Origin of the sequence: Lysobacter sp. CA199, from assembly GCF_052078715.1 — a bacterium.
Taxonomy (GTDB): Bacteria; Pseudomonadota; Gammaproteobacteria; order Xanthomonadales; family Xanthomonadaceae; genus Lysobacter.
In genome coordinates this window covers 172,382-191,077 of sequence record NZ_JBQJIL010000006.1, presented here as the reverse complement: position 1 = coordinate 191,077, position 18,696 = coordinate 172,382, and the positions used below count along the sequence as shown (strand labels likewise).

Annotated in this window: 13 protein-coding genes; 5 read left to right on the top strand and 8 right to left on the bottom strand. The window is 65.8% G+C overall.

The window, feature by feature from the left end; translation table 11 throughout:
• Positions 1–59 precede the first annotated feature (59 nt).
• The 4 genes from ACTOWJ_RS12215 to ACTOWJ_RS12200 all read right to left on the bottom strand — a co-directional run bounded on the left by ACTOWJ_RS12215 (position 60) and on the right by ACTOWJ_RS12200 (position 7,026).
• Positions 60–857 carry a M15 family metallopeptidase gene (locus ACTOWJ_RS12215; RefSeq protein ID WP_441334896.1) on the bottom strand — a complete coding sequence of 266 codons (798 nt, stop codon included), beginning with the start codon at positions 855–857 and terminating at the stop codon, positions 60–62.
• Positions 796–2,388 (bottom strand): serine hydrolase domain-containing protein, encoded by a 1,593-nt coding sequence (locus ACTOWJ_RS12210; protein WP_441334895.1) that lies wholly within the window; start codon positions 2,386–2,388, stop codon positions 796–798. The genes ACTOWJ_RS12215 and ACTOWJ_RS12210 overlap by 62 nt, the downstream gene beginning before the upstream one ends.
• Before the next feature lie 79 nt (positions 2,389–2,467).
• Positions 2,468–5,437, bottom strand: a complete 2,970-nt coding sequence (locus ACTOWJ_RS12205) for a TonB-dependent receptor (protein ID WP_441335102.1) — start codon at positions 5,435–5,437, stop codon at positions 2,468–2,470.
• Between the two features lie 41 nt (positions 5,438–5,478).
• Positions 5,479–7,026 carry a transglutaminase-like domain-containing protein gene (locus ACTOWJ_RS12200; RefSeq protein WP_441334894.1) on the bottom strand — a complete coding sequence of 516 codons (1,548 nt, stop codon included), beginning with the start codon at positions 7,024–7,026 and terminating at the stop codon, positions 5,479–5,481.
• Positions 7,027–7,458: 432 nt separating this feature from the next.
• Between ACTOWJ_RS12200 and ACTOWJ_RS12195 the strand changes: the two genes are divergently transcribed.
• From ACTOWJ_RS12195 to ACTOWJ_RS12175, 5 genes are all read left to right on the top strand, one after another.
• Positions 7,459–8,733: a C40 family peptidase gene (locus tag ACTOWJ_RS12195; protein WP_441334893.1), complete on the top strand. Its 1,275-nt coding sequence runs from the start codon at positions 7,459–7,461 to the stop codon at positions 8,731–8,733.
• A gap of 11 nt (positions 8,734–8,744) precedes the next feature.
• Positions 8,745–8,876, top strand: coding sequence for a DUF6053 domain-containing protein (locus tag ACTOWJ_RS12190; RefSeq protein WP_441334892.1), 132 nt, complete (start codon positions 8,745–8,747; stop codon positions 8,874–8,876).
• Positions 8,877–8,944: 68 nt separating this feature from the next.
• Positions 8,945–10,051, top strand: coding sequence for a dipeptide epimerase (locus ACTOWJ_RS12185; RefSeq protein ID WP_441334891.1), 1,107 nt, complete (start codon positions 8,945–8,947; stop codon positions 10,049–10,051).
• Positions 10,052–10,164: 113 nt separating this feature from the next.
• The gene (locus ACTOWJ_RS12180) at positions 10,165–11,013 is read left to right on the top strand and encodes a MurR/RpiR family transcriptional regulator (protein ID WP_441334890.1); all 849 of its coding nucleotides are present in this window, start codon (positions 10,165–10,167) and stop codon (positions 11,011–11,013) included.
• 430 nt (positions 11,014–11,443) lie between these two features.
• A complete protein-coding gene (locus ACTOWJ_RS12175; RefSeq protein WP_441334889.1) occupies positions 11,444–12,172 on the top strand; it encodes a L,D-transpeptidase family protein in 729 nt (242 codons plus the stop codon).
• Between the two features lie 118 nt (positions 12,173–12,290).
• Here the strand turns inward: ACTOWJ_RS12175 and ACTOWJ_RS12170 are convergent, their stop codons facing one another.
• From ACTOWJ_RS12170 to ACTOWJ_RS12155, 4 genes are all read right to left on the bottom strand, one after another.
• Positions 12,291–14,159, bottom strand: a complete 1,869-nt coding sequence (locus ACTOWJ_RS12170) for a DUF885 domain-containing protein (protein WP_441334888.1) — start codon at positions 14,157–14,159, stop codon at positions 12,291–12,293.
• A gap of 150 nt (positions 14,160–14,309) precedes the next feature.
• Positions 14,310–15,605 (bottom strand): alpha/beta hydrolase family protein, encoded by a 1,296-nt coding sequence (locus ACTOWJ_RS12165; RefSeq protein ID WP_441334887.1) that lies wholly within the window; start codon positions 15,603–15,605, stop codon positions 14,310–14,312.
• A 292-nt stretch (positions 15,606–15,897) separates the two neighbouring features.
• Complete coding sequence (locus ACTOWJ_RS12160) at positions 15,898–17,112, bottom strand: M24 family metallopeptidase (protein ID WP_441334886.1); 1,215 nt, start codon at positions 17,110–17,112, stop codon at positions 15,898–15,900.
• On the bottom strand, positions 17,109–18,695 hold the full coding sequence (locus tag ACTOWJ_RS12155) for an aldehyde dehydrogenase family protein (RefSeq protein ID WP_441334885.1): 1,587 nt from the start codon (positions 18,693–18,695) through the stop codon (positions 17,109–17,111). Before ACTOWJ_RS12155 ends, ACTOWJ_RS12160 begins: the two co-directional genes overlap by 4 nt.
• Position 18,696 lies beyond the last annotated feature (1 nt).

Genomic DNA, 18,696 nt, shown 5'->3' with positions numbered 1-18,696 from the left:
CTCGTCACCGTCATCGAATCGGCCTCTGACACAGAACCAGCTACCGCTGCCACGTCAGCTCAGTTCACCGGAAAATCGAACGCCGTCGTCGGCGTGGGTTCCGGCCGGTAGGTGTAATGCCACCATTCCAGCGGGTAGTTCTCGAAACCCTCGCCGCGCATCGCCGCGCGCAACCGCTCGCGGTGGGCGCGTTGGGCCGCGCTGGCATTGGGCGAGTCGGTGTGGGCCAACTCGTCGAAATAGTCGAAGCCAGTGCCCATGTCCAAGTCGCGGTAATCGTCGCGATAACGCTCCATCAGCCCCAGATCCAAGGTCGCCCCGCGGCTGTGCCCGGAGGTCGGCGAGATGTAATCGCCCAGCAGCACGCGCTTGTCCAGCTTCGGGTAATACCGCGGCTTGGTCGTCTGATCCTCGAGATCGCCGGCCCAGCGCACGAAGTGCCGCACCGCGCGCACCGGGCGATAGCAGTCGTAGATTTTCAGACGCAGGCCTTGCGCACGCAGCGCGCGCTCCACCCGCGTCAGCGCTTCGGCCGCACTCTTGTGCAAGTAGCAAGCCGGCGCCTGATATCCGTCGACGGCGCGGCCGACGAAGTTGTCGGTACCGGCGTAACGGATGTCCAGCACCAGATCCGGCACCAGGGCGCGGATCTCGACCATGCCGGCCGCGGCCGCATCGGCCGCCGGCGACACGACCGGCGCGACGGGCTTGGCGCCTGCTGCCGCCGTGTCGGGTTGGGCCTGCGGCGAACGCACGGCCGCGACGCAGCCGATCAGCACGCCGAGCGCGCAGACCTCAACGGCAATCGCCGATACGCGCGAACGCCAGGTCTTCGAAGTCGTAGCTGAAGTCCGCATCGGGATCGACCTTGCTCATGACGAAGGTAGCGGCCTGGGAGTTCGGGCTGGCGCCGTCGAACGCGGCGAAATCGATCCAGGCCTCGGTATCGACTTCCTCGGCGCCCCAATCGACCAGCAGACGCGGGCCGACCCGGACGATCTTACCGGTCAGCAGCGGCGACTTGCGTGCGGCGAACGTCACCGTTCCGTCACGCGCGCAGACCTCGGCCTCGCCGAACCAGGGATCGCGGTACACGCCCAACCGCCCGCTCAGTTGCGCGGACGTCGCCGGCGTGCGCTGGGAGGTGTCCGGCGCGCGGCTGGCCGAAGGCGACTGCGCCTCGCGCGCGATCGCATCGGCGAACCAGCCCGCGCCGCGCTGGCGCTGCGGCGCGGTGAAGTAATCGGTCAAGACCTGGTCGAACACGCTGCGCGCATCGCCGGCGTCACCGTTGATCATCACCACGAAGCCGCCGTTGCGCTCGGGCAGCAGAGTCACCAGCGAATACATGCCCATCAAGGTGCCAGTGTGCGAGACCTTGAACGCGCCCTGCGCGTCGCTCAAGCGCCAGCCGTAGCCGTACGCGGCGAAATGGGTGTTCGACCAGTCGCGCTGACGCTGCGAGACGTTCATCGGCATCTGCGCGCGCCACACCGCTTCGCGCTGCGCGCGCGACAGCCACGGTCGGCCGCTGCTGTCGCGCGCCTGCGGATCGAGCCAGGCGCGCACCCAGGCGGTCATGTCGTTCAAGCTACAGCGCACGCCGCCGGCCGGGTCCATGGTGGTGGCGGGCACCTGCGGCGCGTCGGGGCGCACCAGCACGTAACGATCGCCGTGGCGCGCATGCGGCTGCGCCACATCGCCCACCGCGTCGAGGCCCCAGGCGCCGATCTGGCAGCGCTTCAAGCCCAGGGGCTCGAACACCTCGCGCCGCAACAGCGTTTCGTAGGGCAGTTCGCCGGCCTTGGCGGCCACTTCGCCGGCGACGATGTAAAGCAGATTGTCGTAGTCGTAACGCGAGCGGAAGCTGTGCACCGGTTTGAGATAACGCAGGCCGTGCAGGATGTCGGCGCGGGTGAAGGTATTGGGCTCCGGCCACAGCATCAGATCGCCGGCGCCGGCGCGCAGACCGCTGTTGTGGATCAGCAGGTCGCGCACTTGCATCTCGCGCGTGACCCAATCCTCGTGCATGCGAAAGTCCGGCAGGTACTTCGTCACCGGGTCGTCCCAGCGCAGCTTGCCGGCATCGACCAATCGCGCCAAAGTCGCGGTGGTCATGGATTTGGTGTTGGAAGCGATCTTGAACACGCTGTCGGCGCCGATCTTGCGGCCCGATCCGGCGATCAGCTCGCCTTGCGTGCGGCGATAGACCACCTCGCCGTTCTCGACCACGGCCACCGCGAAACCGGGCAAGCGATAGCGCGCCTGCACGTCATCGACGATGCGGTCGAGCGCGGCCTGGCGCGGATCCGCAGGTTGCGCGGCCGTCGCCGCGCAGGCCATGGCGAAAAAAAACAGGGCCGTCCACCGCACTGTGTCGCGTCGCATCGGTGGAAGGGCCCTGTCGAGGTAGAGAAAGGGCGGCCCCGCGTCACAGGGCCACCAAGGGTCGAGAGAACGGTTGTGCTTAGAAATTCAAGGATAAAGTCAATTGGCCGTAACGCGGCGACTGGAATCCCACCGGCCGCAAGAACGTCGCGTCGGGATCGCCGAGACCTTCCTCATCCACTTCGATCGTGCGCTGCTGATTGAACAGGTTGTAGACCGCCAGCTTGGCCTTGAAATTAGCTCGGCCAAACTTGCGCTGGTACGTCAAGCTGGCGCCGACGTCGTAGGTCCACGGCGTACGTCCGACTGTACCGCGACCGTACAGCTGATAGAGCCTCTCCGAGGGAATCTCCGAACCGCAGTTCGCCACGCAGATGAAAAAGCTGTGGAAGGTGGTTTCATCGAACGGATTGCCTGTGCCCATCGCGCTGATCGGCCGTCCGGATTGGGCGCTCAAGGTCGCGCCGATCTGCCAATTGTCGTTGATCGCATACGTACCGCGGGCCTTGATCTGATGGCGGCGATCATTGGGAAGATAACCATAAGCGCCGTAGTTGACCCAGGGGTTGTCGAAGGCCTCGGTGCGGCCGGCATCGGCGAAGTTGAAGTCCGAGGTCACCGGACCCTCGGCATTTCCCTGAGTCTGCGACCATGTGTAGGACGCATTGAATTCCCACTTGTCGTCCCATGCCCGGTCGACCACGAATTCCAGCGCCCGATACACACGTTTGGGCTTGTCCCAGCCGCGATCGCCCACGTAATTGCCGTCGGAGTCGTACATCGCCCAGCCCGCGCGCGAGGTGTCGATGTTGACGTAATTGTCATTGGCCCCATCGCAATTGGTGTCCGTGTAGACCTTCAGATTCTTGCCGGGGTTGGCCATCACGAATCCCACTTCACCCGGCGTACCGTCGCAGACGATGCCATTGGAGGTAATCTCCATATCGTCGATGGCGTTATGCAATTTTCGATAAATTCCGCGGGCGCCCCACGACCACTTTTCGCCCAACATGGTCTGGAAGCCGAGGATCAGTTCGTCCTGGTAGACCGGATCTATATCGGCATCGACCTCGCCGCGGAGATCGCCGACACTGCCATCGCCTTGGGAGTTGTCGACGGGACCGATTTGCGGTCCGAGGATCGGATATAGGTACTCTCGGCCACCTTCGGTGCGAACCTCGTAGCCGCCGAACGCATAGTAGGTTCGCTCATCCAGGAAGCCACCCGCCTGCTTGATGTTGATGACGTTCGCCACCGGCAGGAAATAACGCCCCATATTGCCGAATACCTTGGTGCGACCATCGCCGTTGAAATCCCAAGAGAAACCCAGACGCGGTGCGAGCATGTCGTCGATCTTGATGTAGCTGCGCTTTTCGCTGTCTTTGTTGTCGAACGCCTCCATGCGCAGGCCGGCGTTGAGCATCAGATCCGGAGTGACCTGCCAGTTGTCCTCGATGTAATAGGCGCTGTTGATGGTTTCGAAGGTGCCGTCCACTTCGAGCCTGCGAGCGCGGATGTAGTCGCCGCTCGGCGGCGACACGCCGCCACCAGGGTTGGGCAACGGTCGTCCGGGCTGGAGATGGACGATGTCGTAGCGAAAGCCGCCGGGCCCAGGATAGGCACGCTGATATTCGGAGGTGTTCTTCTCCCGGTCCACGCCAAAACGCAGCACGTGGTTGCCAAGCGACCATTCGAAGTCCAGGCGCATGGCCTCGCGATCGTCCACTGCCTCTTCGACCAGCGAGCTGTTGGTGCAGCCGGTGCGAATATCCAGATCAACGTCGCGGCTGTCTACAACGCGGTTGCAATTGATGTCTGTAAGGCTGTTGGTAGCGCGATTGCGCTCGTTCTTTCCGTACATCGCCTTGGCGGAGAATGCTTCCGTCAGATAGCCCGTGTAGGTCAACGCCCAATTCTTGCCGCCGCTATGCGAGTACGTGGTGTCGGTATTGCCCGCGCGCTTGCCAGTATCGGCATCGAAATCGTAGATCTTGGTGACCGTTTCGTCCTTATCCGAAAAAGCTAGAAATTCGAGCAGATTCTTGTCGTTTATCTGCCAATCCAGCTTGGTGCCCCAGAAGCCGTTGTCCGCATCGCCCTTCGACAAGGTAGTGCCTCGGTCGTCGGTGTTGTTGGGCTGGTAGTCCCGCGCCTCGTACATGGCGAAGAAAAACAGCTTGTCCTTGATGATCGGACCGGAGGCAAATGCGTTCAGGCTGGAGCGGTCGTAGTCATCGTGGCTGTAGGTCAGATAGCGGCGGCCATTGGCGTAGCGATCCTTGCCTTTGGATTGGGCCGAGTGCGGCTCCCATACAAACTCCGTGCCGTACTGGAACTCGTTCGTGCCCGACCGCGTCACCGCATTGATCACACCGCCGGTAGTGCGTCCGAACTCGACCGAGTAGCCGCCGGTCTTGACCTGGAACTCCTTATAGAAGCCGAACGGGACCGAGGAAAAACCCACTCGATTGTAAAAATCGGTGACATTGAGGCCGTTGATGTAGACCGAGTTTTCGGCCACCGAGGAGCCACCGAACGAAATCCCGCCCAGATCGTTATCGCCCTTGGTCAGGCCCGGCGCCAGCAGGGCAACCGATAGAGGATCGCGTTCGACCGGCAAGCGCGATAGCGCTTCGCGCGTCACATTGGTCGCCGACTCGGTAGAACGCACATCCACCGGCGAGATCACTCGCGAGCCGATGACCTGCACCGCGCCCAGATTGGTCGCATCGCCCAGATTGATATTGGCCTCATTGCCCAGGCTCACCACCACATCGATCGGCGAACCGATCGCCGCGCCGTCCTTGCTGGTCTGCAATTGATAGGTGCCGATCGGCAGGAATGGGAAACGGTAGTTGCCGTTGGCGTCGGCTTTCACGGTGCGGGTGAAGCCGGTATCGGCGCTGCGCACCGTCACCTCGGCCCCGGCGGCCACCCGGCCGGCCAGCGAGCCGTCGGTGTTGGCCGCCAGCACCGGCATCCCCATCGTGGCAAGGCAGATCCCCATCGCCATGCACAGCCCGGACTTACGCAAGGTCTTGCCTTTCATTCCGCACTTCCTCCCCATGAGTGTGAGCGATGCCGCGGGCGTCATTCCTTCGCCGTCAGCACCTGCGCTTTGTAGTCGTAGTCCCATTGGTCGAAGTAGAGATTGCCCCCTTCCCACTCGACCTCGCCCCGTTGCGAATCCACGGTTTCGGAGCGATCGAATCGCTTGGCCGGAACGAAGTCGCGGCCGTAGCCGTCGTTATAAGCGATGCGGTAAGCGTCCAGGCCGCCGAAATAGAAATCGGCCAGCTGCGGATCGGGCGAGTCGAACCGCCCGGTGGTGACGTCGACCGGCACCCAGCCGTACGGCGCCAGGTACATCCAGGCCCAGTCGTGCATGTTGGTGTAGCCGTCGTCGCCGAACACCCAGCCCGACTGCCAGCGCGCCGGAATGCCGTTGAGGCGCAGCAACGTCATCAGCAACAGCGTCTGCTGCCCGCAATCGGCGTGGCCGGCGTGCAGGGCGTAGTCGGAAATATTGGTGATCGTCGAATACTCGCGCGCGCCGGCCCAGGGAATGCGGTCGACCGCGGCGTAGAGCTTCTTGGCGATGCGGTAAGGATCGGTCTCCCCGCCGACCGCCTCGCGCGAGAACTTGCGCAAGGCATCGGTATAGACGATGTGCGGCGGACGCTCGCCCAGATACGCACGGGTGTCGTTGTTGAGCGGCGCGCTCATGACCCGCTTCGGGTCGATCCTGCGGTACTGGCCGAACACGGTGAGCTCGTAACTGACCTCGAAGCGGGTCGGCTGCCCGGCCTTCGCGGTCTGCTGCAGATACACGGTACGCTGCAAAGCCGACTCTGGCGCGATCTCGTGCGCGGCCGGCGTGCTGGCGAGCCAGCGGATGTCCTGCTGCTGATGGGCGATCGCGCGCGGATACGGCAACCACGCGCGTACGGTCTTGCCGGTCGGCACCGCATCGGCGTTCACCGTCAACGATTGGGTGATGCGTACCCGCCGCGGCGCGCCATGGCCACCCTCCAACGCCGCGTCGCGCACCTGGGCGTGATGCGCGTTGAGCACTTCCATCGGGCCGTGGCTCAAGGGCTTGGCATCGGCCCGGCGCCGCGCGAGCGCCTGCGGGTCGAGCCGGAACAGATTCGAGGGTGCGCGCTGGAAGTAGCGCGTCTCGCCGTCGATGCTCATCGATTCGAGCAGTCCGCGCCGATCCCAGCCGTCGAACTCCGCATCGCTCAAATCCGGAATCTGCGCACGCAGCTTGGCCTGCGCCTGGACGCGGTCGAGGCTGAAGTCCAGATGGATGCGGCGCATGCGCTCGCGCTGGAACTCCAGCGCGCGGCGTTGCGGCTCGCTCAATCGCGGTTGCTTCAACGCCTGGTCGATGCGCGTGCGCGCCTGGGCGAAGTCGCCGCGGTCGATCAGCGCGACGATCGCGCTCAAGCGCTCGTCGGCTGCGCGCTGGCGTTGGTCAGCCTGCGCATGCGCGGGCCCGATCGAACCATTGAGGTTCAACACCAGCGCCGGCAGCGCGAAGATCAGCCCCAGCGCCAGCGCGCGCGGCCGCCAGCGCCCTGCAAGCGAGACGATGGCCCTCGCGCGGGGAGCGATAAACAGCAGGTCAGTCACGGGATCCATACCTGGTGTCACCCACGCGGGGCCATCGGTTCATCGCTGTGTAACATGTGGAAGGATTGTGGTCAATAAATTATTCCCTATCTATTTTTCCAAGGAAGTATGTATTCTGCGGTTCGACCCGGCGACGCCACCGCGCGGCCGGATCGGTGCCGGACGACCGGCATTGAGCCTGAGACCTCGCGCGGCCGCGCCGCGCGTGTGCCGGAGCAAGACGCAATGCGAACCGCTTTGAGCCGTTGCTGCGCTGTACTCCCCCGCACCCGTCCGTGTGGCGCGCTCGCGCGTTGCGGTGCAGCATCTTTATTGACAGCCGCTTTATTCGCTGCCGCCTTGGCGTGTTCGGCGGCTGCCACAGCGCGGGCCGCCGATGTAACGCGCTCGGGTGTGCCGTCAACCGGGGTGGTTGGCATCGAGGAGGGGCAATTGAACGCCGACTACTGGATCGGCCGGCAGGCCAGACCCGACGCGACCATTCTCGACGCCAAGGCGATCGCCGCACAGAACCGGCGCCTGCACGAGTTGGACCCGTCGGTGCACGACATCGAACGCCTGCCCGCCACACTGAGCCGGGCGCAGGTGCGCGGCTGGATCGAGGCGATGTCGCAGCCGCGCGATGAGCCTTTGTACGACGAACACGGCGAGCCGATCGCCGCCGATACACTGAAAGACCTGAGCGCCAACCTCGCCCTCGATGCGATTCCCGCCGATCAGGACACCCGCTACGGCATGGTCGTGCGCCGCGCCGATCTGCGCACCTTCCCGACCCGCCTGCGCGTGTTCAACGAGCGCGGCGATACCGACATCGACCGATTCCAGGAAAGTGCGCTGTTTCCGGGCACGCCGGTGGCCATCGTGCACGCCAGCGGCGACGGCAAGTACTGGTTCGTGGTGAGCCCGCTGTACGCGGCCTGGGTCGAAAAAGACCGCATCGCCGAGGGCGCCAAGGCACCGGTGTTCGACTACACCCGCAAGACCCCGTACCTGGTCGTGACCGGCGCCAGCGCGCGCACCGTGCATACGCCCGAACGGCCCGGGGTCTCGGACGTGCAGTTGGAGATGGGCGTGCGCGTGCCGCTGTTGGCCGACTGGCCGAGCGACAAGCCCGTCAACGGGCAGCATCACTATGCCTCGCACGTGATCGAACTGCCGTACCGCGACGATCGAGGACGGCTGCAGTTCTCTCCCGCGCTGCTGCCGCGCACCGCGGACGTGTCCGCCGACTATCTGCCGCTGACCCGGGCCAACCTCGTCCGCCAGGGCTTCAAATTCTTCGGCGAGCGCTACGGCTGGGGTCACTCCTACAACACCCGCGATTGCAGCGGCTTCGTCTCGGAGATCTACCGCAGCTTCGGCGTGCAACTGCCGCGCAACACCCGCGACCAAGCGGTCAGCCCCGCGTACAACCGCATCGAAATGGCGCAGAGCCTGAGCCACGAAGATCGGCTGAAGATCGTCAAGACCTTGGAAGTCGGCGATCTGATCTACATCCCCGGCCACGTGATGATGGTGGTCGGGCACCAGGACGGCTGGCCGTACGTGATCCACGACACCACCGGCATCACCTTCCGCGACCGCACCGGCGATCTGACCCGCGTACACCTCAACGGCGTCTCGGTGACTCCGCTGGTGCCGCTGCTGTTCAACCGCGAACAGCCGACCGTGGACCGGATCACCAGCATTCAACGTATACGTCCGTGAGGCCAGGGTTTATGCGATCAGGAAGATGCATGAAGTCTATTGTGGGAGGGCCTTCAGGCCCGACTGCCTCAGCCGCCGCGATCTGGCCGAAGAGCGTCGGGCCTGAAGGCCCTCCCACAAAAGACCTCGTGGCCCCGAGCTGATTGAACTTCCCCAGGCCCGCGCACTCCCATCACCGAACCATGACGAAACAAGACCAGCCAACGACCACATGAAGATCACCGACATCCGATTCGGCATGCTGCGGGTTCCGCTCAAGACCCCGTTCAAGACCGCGCTGCGCACCGTCGATACGGTCGAAGACATCGTCGTCACCGTGCACACCGACACCGGCCATGTCGGTTACGGCGAGGCGCCGGCGACCGCGGTGATCACCGGCGACACCCACGGCTCCATCGTCGAGGCGATCCGCAAGTTCATCTCGCCGCGCCTGATCGGCCAGGAGATCGCCAACCTCAACCGCATCACCGGCTTGATCCAGGGCGCGATCGAGAAGAACTCCAGCGCCAAGGCCGCGGTCGAGATCGCGGTCTACGATCTGTGGGGCCAGCTCTACGGCGCGCCGCTGTACAAGATGCTCGGCGGCGGCGATCCGGTCATCACCACCGACCTCACCATCAGCGTGGACTACATCGAGAAGATGGTCGCCGACTCGATCGCCGCGGTCGACCGCGGCTTCGAATCGCTGAAGATCAAGGTCGGCAAGGACATCGGCGTCGACATCGAACGGGTCAAGGCGATCTACGCCGCGGTCGAAGGCCGCGCGCTGCTGCGCCTGGACGCCAACCAGGGCTGGACCGCCAAGCAGGCGGTGTACGCCCTGCAGACCCTGGAAGACGCCGGCGTGCGGCTGGAACTGGTCGAGCAGCCGGTCAAGGCGCAAGACCTGGACGGGATGAAATACGTCACCGACCGCGTCCACACCCCGATCATGGCCGACGAAAGCGTGTTCGGCCCGGCCGAGGTCATCGATCTGATCCGGATGCGCGCGGCCGACATCATCAACATCAAGCTGATGAAGACCGGCGGCCTGTCCAAGGCGATCCAAATCGCCGACATCTGCGCGATGTACGGGGTCGAATGCATGATCGGCTGCATGATCGAAACCTCGATCTCGGTCGCCGCCGCGGTGCACCTGGCGGTGGCCAAGTCCAACGTCATCACCAAAGTCGACCTCGACGGCCCCTCGCTGTGCGCGTTCAATCCGGTCGACGGCGGGGTGATCTTCAACGAATCCGAGATCACCGTCACCGATGCCCCGGGCCTGGGCATCCGCGAAATCCGCGGCCTGGAGCCGCTGGCGCCGATGGCGGCCTGATCGCCGTCGCCTGACGATGCCTGACTGATGCTGCCCCACTGAACCGCGCGCGGCCGGCCGCGAAGCCGGCTACGCTGTAGCCATCCGCCGCGCCCGGGACTGGACCCCTGCCGATGTCGCCACTGCTCAAGATCCGCTCAGAACGCGACCAGATGTCGGCGATCGAACGCCGCATCGCCGACTACCTGCTGGAGAACGCGCACCTGTTGCGCGACTACTCCTCGCAGCAGTTGGCCAATGCGCTGGGGATCAGCCAGTCCAGCGTGGTCAAGTTCAGCCAGAAGCTCGGCTTCAAGGGCTATCCCGATCTCAAGTATTCGATCGGCGAAGCGGTCGCGCGCGGCGACGGCCACGACGATGGCGCCGCCGCGGTGGCCGCGCCGACCGATCCGCACGCCGCCCTCGCCGACCGCCTGTGGCACGGCAAGGCCCGCGCCGAGGAAGAAACCCGGCTGATCAATCCGCCCGAACGCATCGACGCGATCGCCGAACGGATTCAGCAGGCGCGCCGGGTGTTCATCATCGGCCTGGGCGAGGACGGCATTCCGGCGCGCGCGCTGGCGATGAAGCTGGCGATGATCGGCATCCTGTGCGTGCACCATTTCGATCCGGTGCTGATGGCCGCCAGCACCGCGACCGCGAACCAGGACGACGTGCTGCTGGTGTTCTCCGAACAGGGCAAGCAGACCTCGCTGTGCCATCTGGCGCGGACCTTCGCCGAGACCGGCGGCAAAGTAGTGTCGGTGACCCGCCACACGCCAAACCCGCTGCGCGCGCACGCCGATTATTCGCTGCTGGTCTCGGCTCACGACGAGCGCGCCCACGTCGAACCGCTGCTGTATATGTCGGCGTTGCAGCATCTGCTGGACCTGATCTTCATCCTGCTGTGCGAGCGCGGCCATGGCCGGCTCAGTCAGCTCGACGACAATGCCGAGCGCATCCAGGACATGCTCGATACCTGAGCGACGACGCGACAGCCGGCGAGGATGCGAGATGCATGTGTTGCACACGGTGACCATCGTCGCGAGCGGATCGAAAAGCGTCGGGGCTGACGCCCCTCCCACAAAAGATTTCGCTGCCCCGAAGCTGCCTGCAGACCCGATGTCGCCTTCGAATCCTTTTCTGGCAAGAGCTTCGGCCCTGAAGTCTTTTGTGGAAGAAGCTTCGGCTCCGAAGTCTCCTGTGAAAGAAGCTTTAGCTCCGAAGTCTTTTGCAGGAGAAGCTTCAGCCCCACAGTCTCCTGTGAAAGAGGCTTCAGCCCCGAAGTTTTTTGTGGGAGGGGCTTCAGCCCCCACGCTCTTCGATCCGATCGCAGCACCACCACCCGTTCGAACCGGCCGACACCGTCCCAACGCCTTCCTCCGATTCGCCGCCTTCGCCATCGCCGCCGCAATGACCAGCGCCTGTACCAGCCTCGGCAACGCTCGTGTCCCCGACGGCCCGGCGCAGGCGCAGCAGTTGGTGCTGGTGACCACCGCTGACTGGAACGCCACACAAGGCCGACTGCAACGCTACGCGCGCGAAAGCGGCGGCTGGCGCGCGGTCGGCACCGCGATCGAAGTCAGCATCGGCCGCAACGGATCGGCCTGGGGCAGCGGCCTGCATGCCACGCCGAAAGACGACGACGGCCCGCTCAAGCGCGAAGGCGACGGCCGTGCGCCGGCCGGCGTGTTCGCCATCGGCACCGCGTTCGGCTACGCGCAACAGGCCGACACCGCGCTGCCGTATGCGGCGATGAGCGCGTCGGACTATTGCATCGACGTCAACGATTCGCCGCTGTACAACCGCATCGTCGACGCACGAGAGGTCGGCAGCGAGGCGATCCAGGGCTCGACCGAACCGATGCGCCGCGATCTTCACGCCGACGGCGATCAGCGCTACCGCCAGGGCTTCGTGATCGAACACAACCCCGAGCGCATCGCCGGCGCCGGCAGTTGCATCTTCGCCCACCTGTGGAAATCTCCCGGCGAGACCACCGCCGGCTGCACCGCGATGAACGACGCGGCGATGAGCGAGCTGCTGGCCTGGCTGCGGCCGCAGGCGCGGCCGGTGTTCGTATTGTTACCGCGGGCGCAATATGAGCGGTTGTGGCGAGCCTGGGATTTGCCCGAGCAACCGTAAGCCCCGATGCCTCGCTGTAGGAGCGGCGCGAGCCGCGACCGCGAAACCACGCTTACGTCGTAACTGAGGTTTCGCGGTCGCGGCTTGCGCCGCTCCTACATTCGCAATCGAGGGCAGCTCAGCTTTTCGTCTTCGCCGCCGTCTTGGCCTTCTTCTCCGCCGCCTTGACCCGGCTCTCTTCGATGAACCGGTCCACCCGCTGCTCCAGCACCGGCAACGGCACCGAGCCCAGGGCCAGGATCGCATCGTGGAAAGCGCGGATATCGAAGTCGGCGCCCAGCGCCTGCTCGGCCTTGGCGCGCGAGCGCTCGATGCTCATCTGCCCCAGGTAGTACGACAACGCCTGCCCCGGCCAGCCGATGTAGCGGTCGACTTCGGTCTCGATCTCGTGTTCGCTCAGCGCAGTGTTGTCGCGCAGGAAAGCCTGAGCGCGCTCGCGGCTCCAGCCCAGATGATGGATGCCGGTGTCCACCACCAGGCGACTCGCGCGCCACATCTGATACGTCAGGAAGCCGAAGTAATCGTAAGGCGTGTCGTACAGCTTCATTTCGATGCCGAGCTTCTCCGAATACAAGGCCCAGCCCTCGCCGTACGCCGAGATATAGGTGTAGCGGCGGAAGTCCGGCAATCCTTCGTGTTCGGCCGCCAGCGAGGTCTGCAGCGAATGACCCGGCGAGGATTCGTGCAAGGTCAGCGCGGCCAGGTTGAACAGCGGGCGCGACGGCAGGTCGTAGGTGTTGAGCAGGTAGACATCGCGGCCGCCACGGCCGGCGGTGTAGAACGGCGCCAGATCCGGCGGCACCGGACGGATCGCGAAACGTTGGCGCGGCAGCAGGCCGATGTAGTTGCCGATCTCGCCGTCGACACGCTTGGCCAGCCACGAGGCGCGCATCAACAGTTCTTCGCCGGTCTTGGGATAGAACTTGGGATCGGTGCGCAGGTAATGCAGGAATTCGGGGAAACTGCCCTTGAAATCGGTCTTGGCGATGGTCTGGTCCATCTGCGCGCGAATCTTGGCGACTTCCTCCAGACCGATCTGGTGGATGTCGGCCGGGGCCAGATCCAGTGTGGTGTATTCGCGAATCTTGGCGCGGTACAGCATGTCGCCCTCGGGCATGGCCTCGGCCGCCAAGGTGGTGCGCGCCTGCTTCATGTACTCGTCTTGCATGAAGGCCAGCAGCTTGCGATAGGCCGGCAGCACCGACTCGTCGATCGCCTTGGCCGCTTCCGCTCGCAGGCGCGCCTGTTCGGCCGCGGGCAGGTTGGCCGGCATCTGCTTGAACGGCGTGTACAGCAGATTGTCTTCGAGCTTGGCGTCGGCGACGTCCTTGATCGAGACATCGCGTCCGGTCAGCGTCACCCGCGGCACGCTGAAACCGCGTTTGAGGCCGGCGCGCATGTTGCCGATCTGCTCGTCGAAGTAGCGCGGGATGTCGCGCAGCTGTCCGATGTAACGCTCATAACCGACCGCGTCGCGGATCGGCCGGCGCGCGGTGAAACCCAGATTGGTCCAGAACGCGCTGTCGCTGTTGAACGGCATTTCCCAGTTGCGCAGGCGCTGGTTGGCCAACAGGCTCTGGATCTGCTGGCGGAACACTTCGTAATTGACCGGATCCTCGCCGCTCAGCAGCCCCTTCGGAATCGCATCGAGCTCCTTGAGCACCTGCGCCCAATAGCGCTCGCGCTCGGCCTGGGTGGCCGGATCGACCTTGGGCAGGTGCGCGGCCGGCTGGCCCTGCACGTCTTCGTCGTCGCCGCCGGCGAATTGCGCCTGGCGCCATTTCCATTCGCGGGTATACAGCGCCTTGAAGCGTTCGGCGGCATCGCGCTGAGCGGCGGAGATCGACGCGGGCGGCACCGGCGCGGTGACCGGTTCGGCGGCGAACGCCGGCGCCAGGCCCAGGCCGATCGACAAGGCGACCGACAAAGCGGCGACGGACAGCGCGGCCAGCGGCGCGCGCGCGGAGACGGGACGGATCGAAAGCATCGCGGGACTCTGCGGTGGCGGACGGAATCCAGCGATCATGCGGCAATCGCGCGGCCGGCGGATATGCCGTTTGGGCTAGAAACGCGAATCGGGAATCGGAACGCCGAAACGACTCGGCCTTGCCGATTCCCGACTCCGGATTTCCCGCCCTCAAGGCACCGGCTGGAAGTTCGGATACCTCGGACTGCCGCTGTCGAACAGCCACGTTGGCCGTCCCTTCAGATGCAGATCGAAGAAGGCGCGCGCATGCGCACGCGTCCCGGCCACCGCCTCGGCCGCCGGCAAGGTGCCGTAGGTGCCCGCGGCGAAACCGGCGGGCACTGCATCGCCGAGCGGCGGCAGGATCGCGGCGAAATCGCTGAAGGTGAAATGCACGCCCAGCGGCACGTGCACATCGCGCTTCCAACCGCGCTGGTTGCGCCAGAACTCCGGCCACGACGGATCGGCCGGATTGAGATGGGTGTGGCCTTCGGCGCCGATCAGAGCGAACGGCCGGTCCAGGCCGAAGCGCGCGGCGCGGGTCGGGCCGTACGGCAAATCCTGCGGCGGGCCGTAGGTGGTGGACAGGCGGCCGTCGAAATCCAGTCCGGCATCGAAGCGACGGTCGAAGAACATCGTTTCGGCCGCGGTGGTACCACCATAGGAATGGCCGAAGAAACCCACCCGCGAAAAATCCATTCCGCCTCGCAGTCCGGTCGGCAGACGCCGCAGTTCCGCATCGGGATTGAAGCCGCGATTGATCAAGGCCAGCGCATCGAGCAGATGACGCGCATCGCCAACCCGAGTGTCCAGCCACATCTGGGTCGATTCGACGGTCTCGACCAAGTCCAGCCCACGCGCCACCCGGCCTCCGGGAAAGGCGGTGTAGAAGGCCTCGTGGGTGTGGCTCATCGAGGCGACCACATAACCGTGGCTGGCCAGATCGTCGACGCTGGCGCTGTAGAGTTCGCGGAAGTACTGCAAGCCCGGCGAGAACAACACCACCGGCCAACCGCGCGAATGGCGCAGCAACGGCGCGTCGACGATCGCCGGCCGGCGCGCGCTGGCCCAATCCACTGCGCCGGGCGCGAAACCGTAATCGCGCTCGGTGGTGGCGCGCCATTCCGGCACCAGCGCCGGTTCGAGCCAGGGCGCGCGCGTGCCGCGCGAATGCGGCGCGATCGGATAGCTCACGGTGACCATGAATTCGCGCGGACCGCCAACGAAACCGTCGATGCGCGAACGGTCTACCAAGTGCAAGGTGAAAGTCCCGACCCTATACGGACCAGTGGTCGCCGGCAGGTCGAAGCGTTTGGGCGCGTTCGGCACCGCGGCGGTCGGCGCGGCGAGTACCGGTAGCGCCGAGGCGAACAACGACAACAGTAGCACGGCAACCGACAACCACGACCGCGGCGCGGCGGTAAGACGGCGGATGGAGCGAGGAATCTTGCGGACGAAGCGGAACATGCGAACCTCCTTGGAAAGCGTGTTCGGGATGGGCGTCGCGTCGCTCGGCCGTGGGCCGGCGAATGCGACGCCGACCAGAGAACGTCGATCCCGTCTGGTCGCGCCAGTGCCGGGATATACAGCGACAGGGCGGAAAGCATGACCGGGCGCGCAGATGCACAAACTGGCGCTCATGACTTCTCTCAGCCAAGGCGAGCGTCCTCTGTCAATCGTCATTCCCGCGTTCGCGGGAATGACAGCCTGAGGGCGTCGCAGAATGGCGATGGCGGCCAGTGGCGCCGCCCGGCGACGCTCAATCGGCAAACGGCCGGTCGATCGCGGGCGAAGGTTCGGTGAACCAAGCCGCGCCTTCGCCAGTGACGTAGAAATGATCCTCCAGGCGCACGCCGAACCGCTGCGGCACCACGATCATGGGTTCGTTGGAACAACAGTTGCCGACCTCCAGACCCACGCGGTTGCCGCGCACCAGATACGGCGCTTCGTGCACGCTCATACCGCAACCGTGACCGGTGCGGTGCGGCAATCCGGGCAGACGGTAATCCGGACCCAGCCCGCCGCGCTGGAGCACCGCGCGCGCGGCGTCGTCGACCGCCTCGCCGCTGACGCCGGGACGCACCGCCTCGAACGCAGCTTGTTGCGCGGCCTGCTCCAGGTTCCATATCCGGATCTGCTCATCGTCGGCGCGACCGCATATGTAAGTGCGGGTGATGTCGGACTGATAGCCCTGCACCGAGCAACCGGTGTCGATCAGCACCAGTTCGCCTTCGCGCAGCGATTGCTCGCCGGGAATGCCGTGCGGGTACGCGGTGGCGTGACCGAACTGGACGATGCAGAAGGTCGAGCCGTTGTCGGCGCCGAGCGCGCGGTGCGCCTCGTCGATGAAGCGGCGCAAGGTGGCGGTGGTGACGCCTTCCTCGGCCAGTCCGGCGGCCAGACGATGCACCTGCAGGGTCATCGCGGTGGCCTGTTTCATCAATGCCAACTCGGCCGCCGATTTGCGCGCGCGGCAACCGTCGACGATGCCGCCGGCGTCGGCCAGATCCAGGCCGGGCGCGGCCGCGCGCAGACCGGTGAAGATCGCGAACGCCGCCGCCGGATCCAGGGCCAGGGGGCTGGCGCCGCGCGCGCGCAGGGTATCGATCACCAGCGCGTACGGATCCTCGTGTTCTTGCCAGAATCGCGACTGGACCGGAATCTTCACCACGTGCGAAAGCGAACCGGCTTCGAAGCCGGGACAGATCAAGATCGGATCGCCATCCAAGGTCAGCAGCATCGCCACCAGACGCTCGCTCGCGCCCCACGGCACGCCGGTGAAATAACGCAACGACGTGCCCGCGGTAATCAGCAACGCGTCGCGGCCCTCGCGACGCATGCATTCGCGTGCGCGTTCGATGCGTTGCTGGTATTCGGCCGCGTCGATCGCCGGCGCGCGCTCGCGCCATGGCGCCAATTGCGCGCGCGCCTGTTCGAGGGTCAGGCCGCCTATCTGCGGATTTGCGCGACTCATGCCTGGGCTCCGATATCGTCCGTGATCCAGCGGCCGTCGATGCAGCGCGCCAGACCGCCGGGATTACGATCGCGCAGTTCCGCCGGCAGCGCCGCGTCGCGCACGTGATCGTAGCAATGCAGCGCGGCGAAGCGGCGGATCGCCGCGGGCAGACCGACCGAGGTAAAGCCGGGATGGCCGGTGCTCGGAAACGGCCCGCCGTGATTCATCGCCGCGCTGACCGCCACGCCGGTCGGCATGCGGCCGTCGATCAATCGTCCAACGCGCGGACGCAGCGCGTCGGCGAGCCGGCGCCAATCCGCGAGTTCGCCGTCGCTGGCGTAGACGGTGCCGGTGAGATTGCCTTCCAATGCCTGCGCGACGCGCATCGCCTCATCGAGGCCGTCCACGCGCACGATCAGGCTGGCCGGCCCGAACGCCTCGCCGCGCATCCGCGGATCAGCGATGAAGGCCGCCGCGTCCACGCTCAGCAGCACCGGCTGCACGCGATAACCCTCGCCCTGCGCGGGCGCGCCGCCACCGACGACGCGCGCGCCGGCCTCGCGCCACGCGGCCACGCCGGCCAGCAGATGATCGACCACGCCGTGCGAGAACATCGTCCCCGCCGGCGCCTGAGCGAAGCGCTCGGCCGCGGCCGCGACGAAACGGTCGCCGGCCTCGCCGCGCGGCACCACCACCACGCCGGGGTTGGTGCAGAACTGGCCCACGCCCATCGTGCACGAGGCGAAGAACTCCTGCGCCAACGCGTCGCCGCGTTCGCGCAATGCGCCTTCGAGCATGAACACCGGATTGATGCTCGACAGCTCCAGATAGGCTGGCACGCCGGCGCGATCGGCCGCCGCCTTCAGCGCCAGACCGGCCGCGCGGCTGCCGGTGAAAGCCAGCGCGCCCAGGCGCGCATCGCCAGCGAGCTTCAGGCCCAACTCCGAATCCAGGTGATACAGCACTTGCAGCGCGCCGGCCGGAAGGCCGGTTTCGATCAGCGCGCGATGCGCGATCTGCGCCAGACGCCGGCTGGTCGCCGGATGCGAAGGATGGACCTTGGCGATCACCGGATTGCGCGCGGCGATCGCGCTGGCGAAATCGCTGCCGGCGACCGCGTTGAAGGCGAACGGGAAATTGTTCGGCCCGAATATCAGCACCGGTTTGTGCAGCGGCGCCAGATGCGAACGCAGGCCGGCGTCGGTGTCGATCACCGGTTGAGTCCACGAACGCTCGCGCGCCGCGCGCGCGGCCTGTCGCAGTTGTCCGGTGGTGCGCGGCAGTTCCACTTGCGCAAGCCGCGGCTGCGCCGGCAACGCGGTTTCGGCATGCGCCAGCGCGACCAGTTCGGCCGCGTCGTGTTCGATGCCCAAGGCGTAAGCCGACAGGAAATCGGCGATACGCTCGGGATCGCAGGCCGCCAAGGCGGCGGCGGCCGCGCTGGCGCTTGCCAACGCGGCTTCGACGTCGCGCGCGCCGGAGATCGCGAACGCCGGCCCGAACGCGGCCGCGCGGGTCGGATCGAAGGCGTGGAAGTCGCCGCCCGCGTCGTGCGAGGCCTGCCAGCGGCCTTCGATCAATACCGGTTCGCGCGCGCCCATG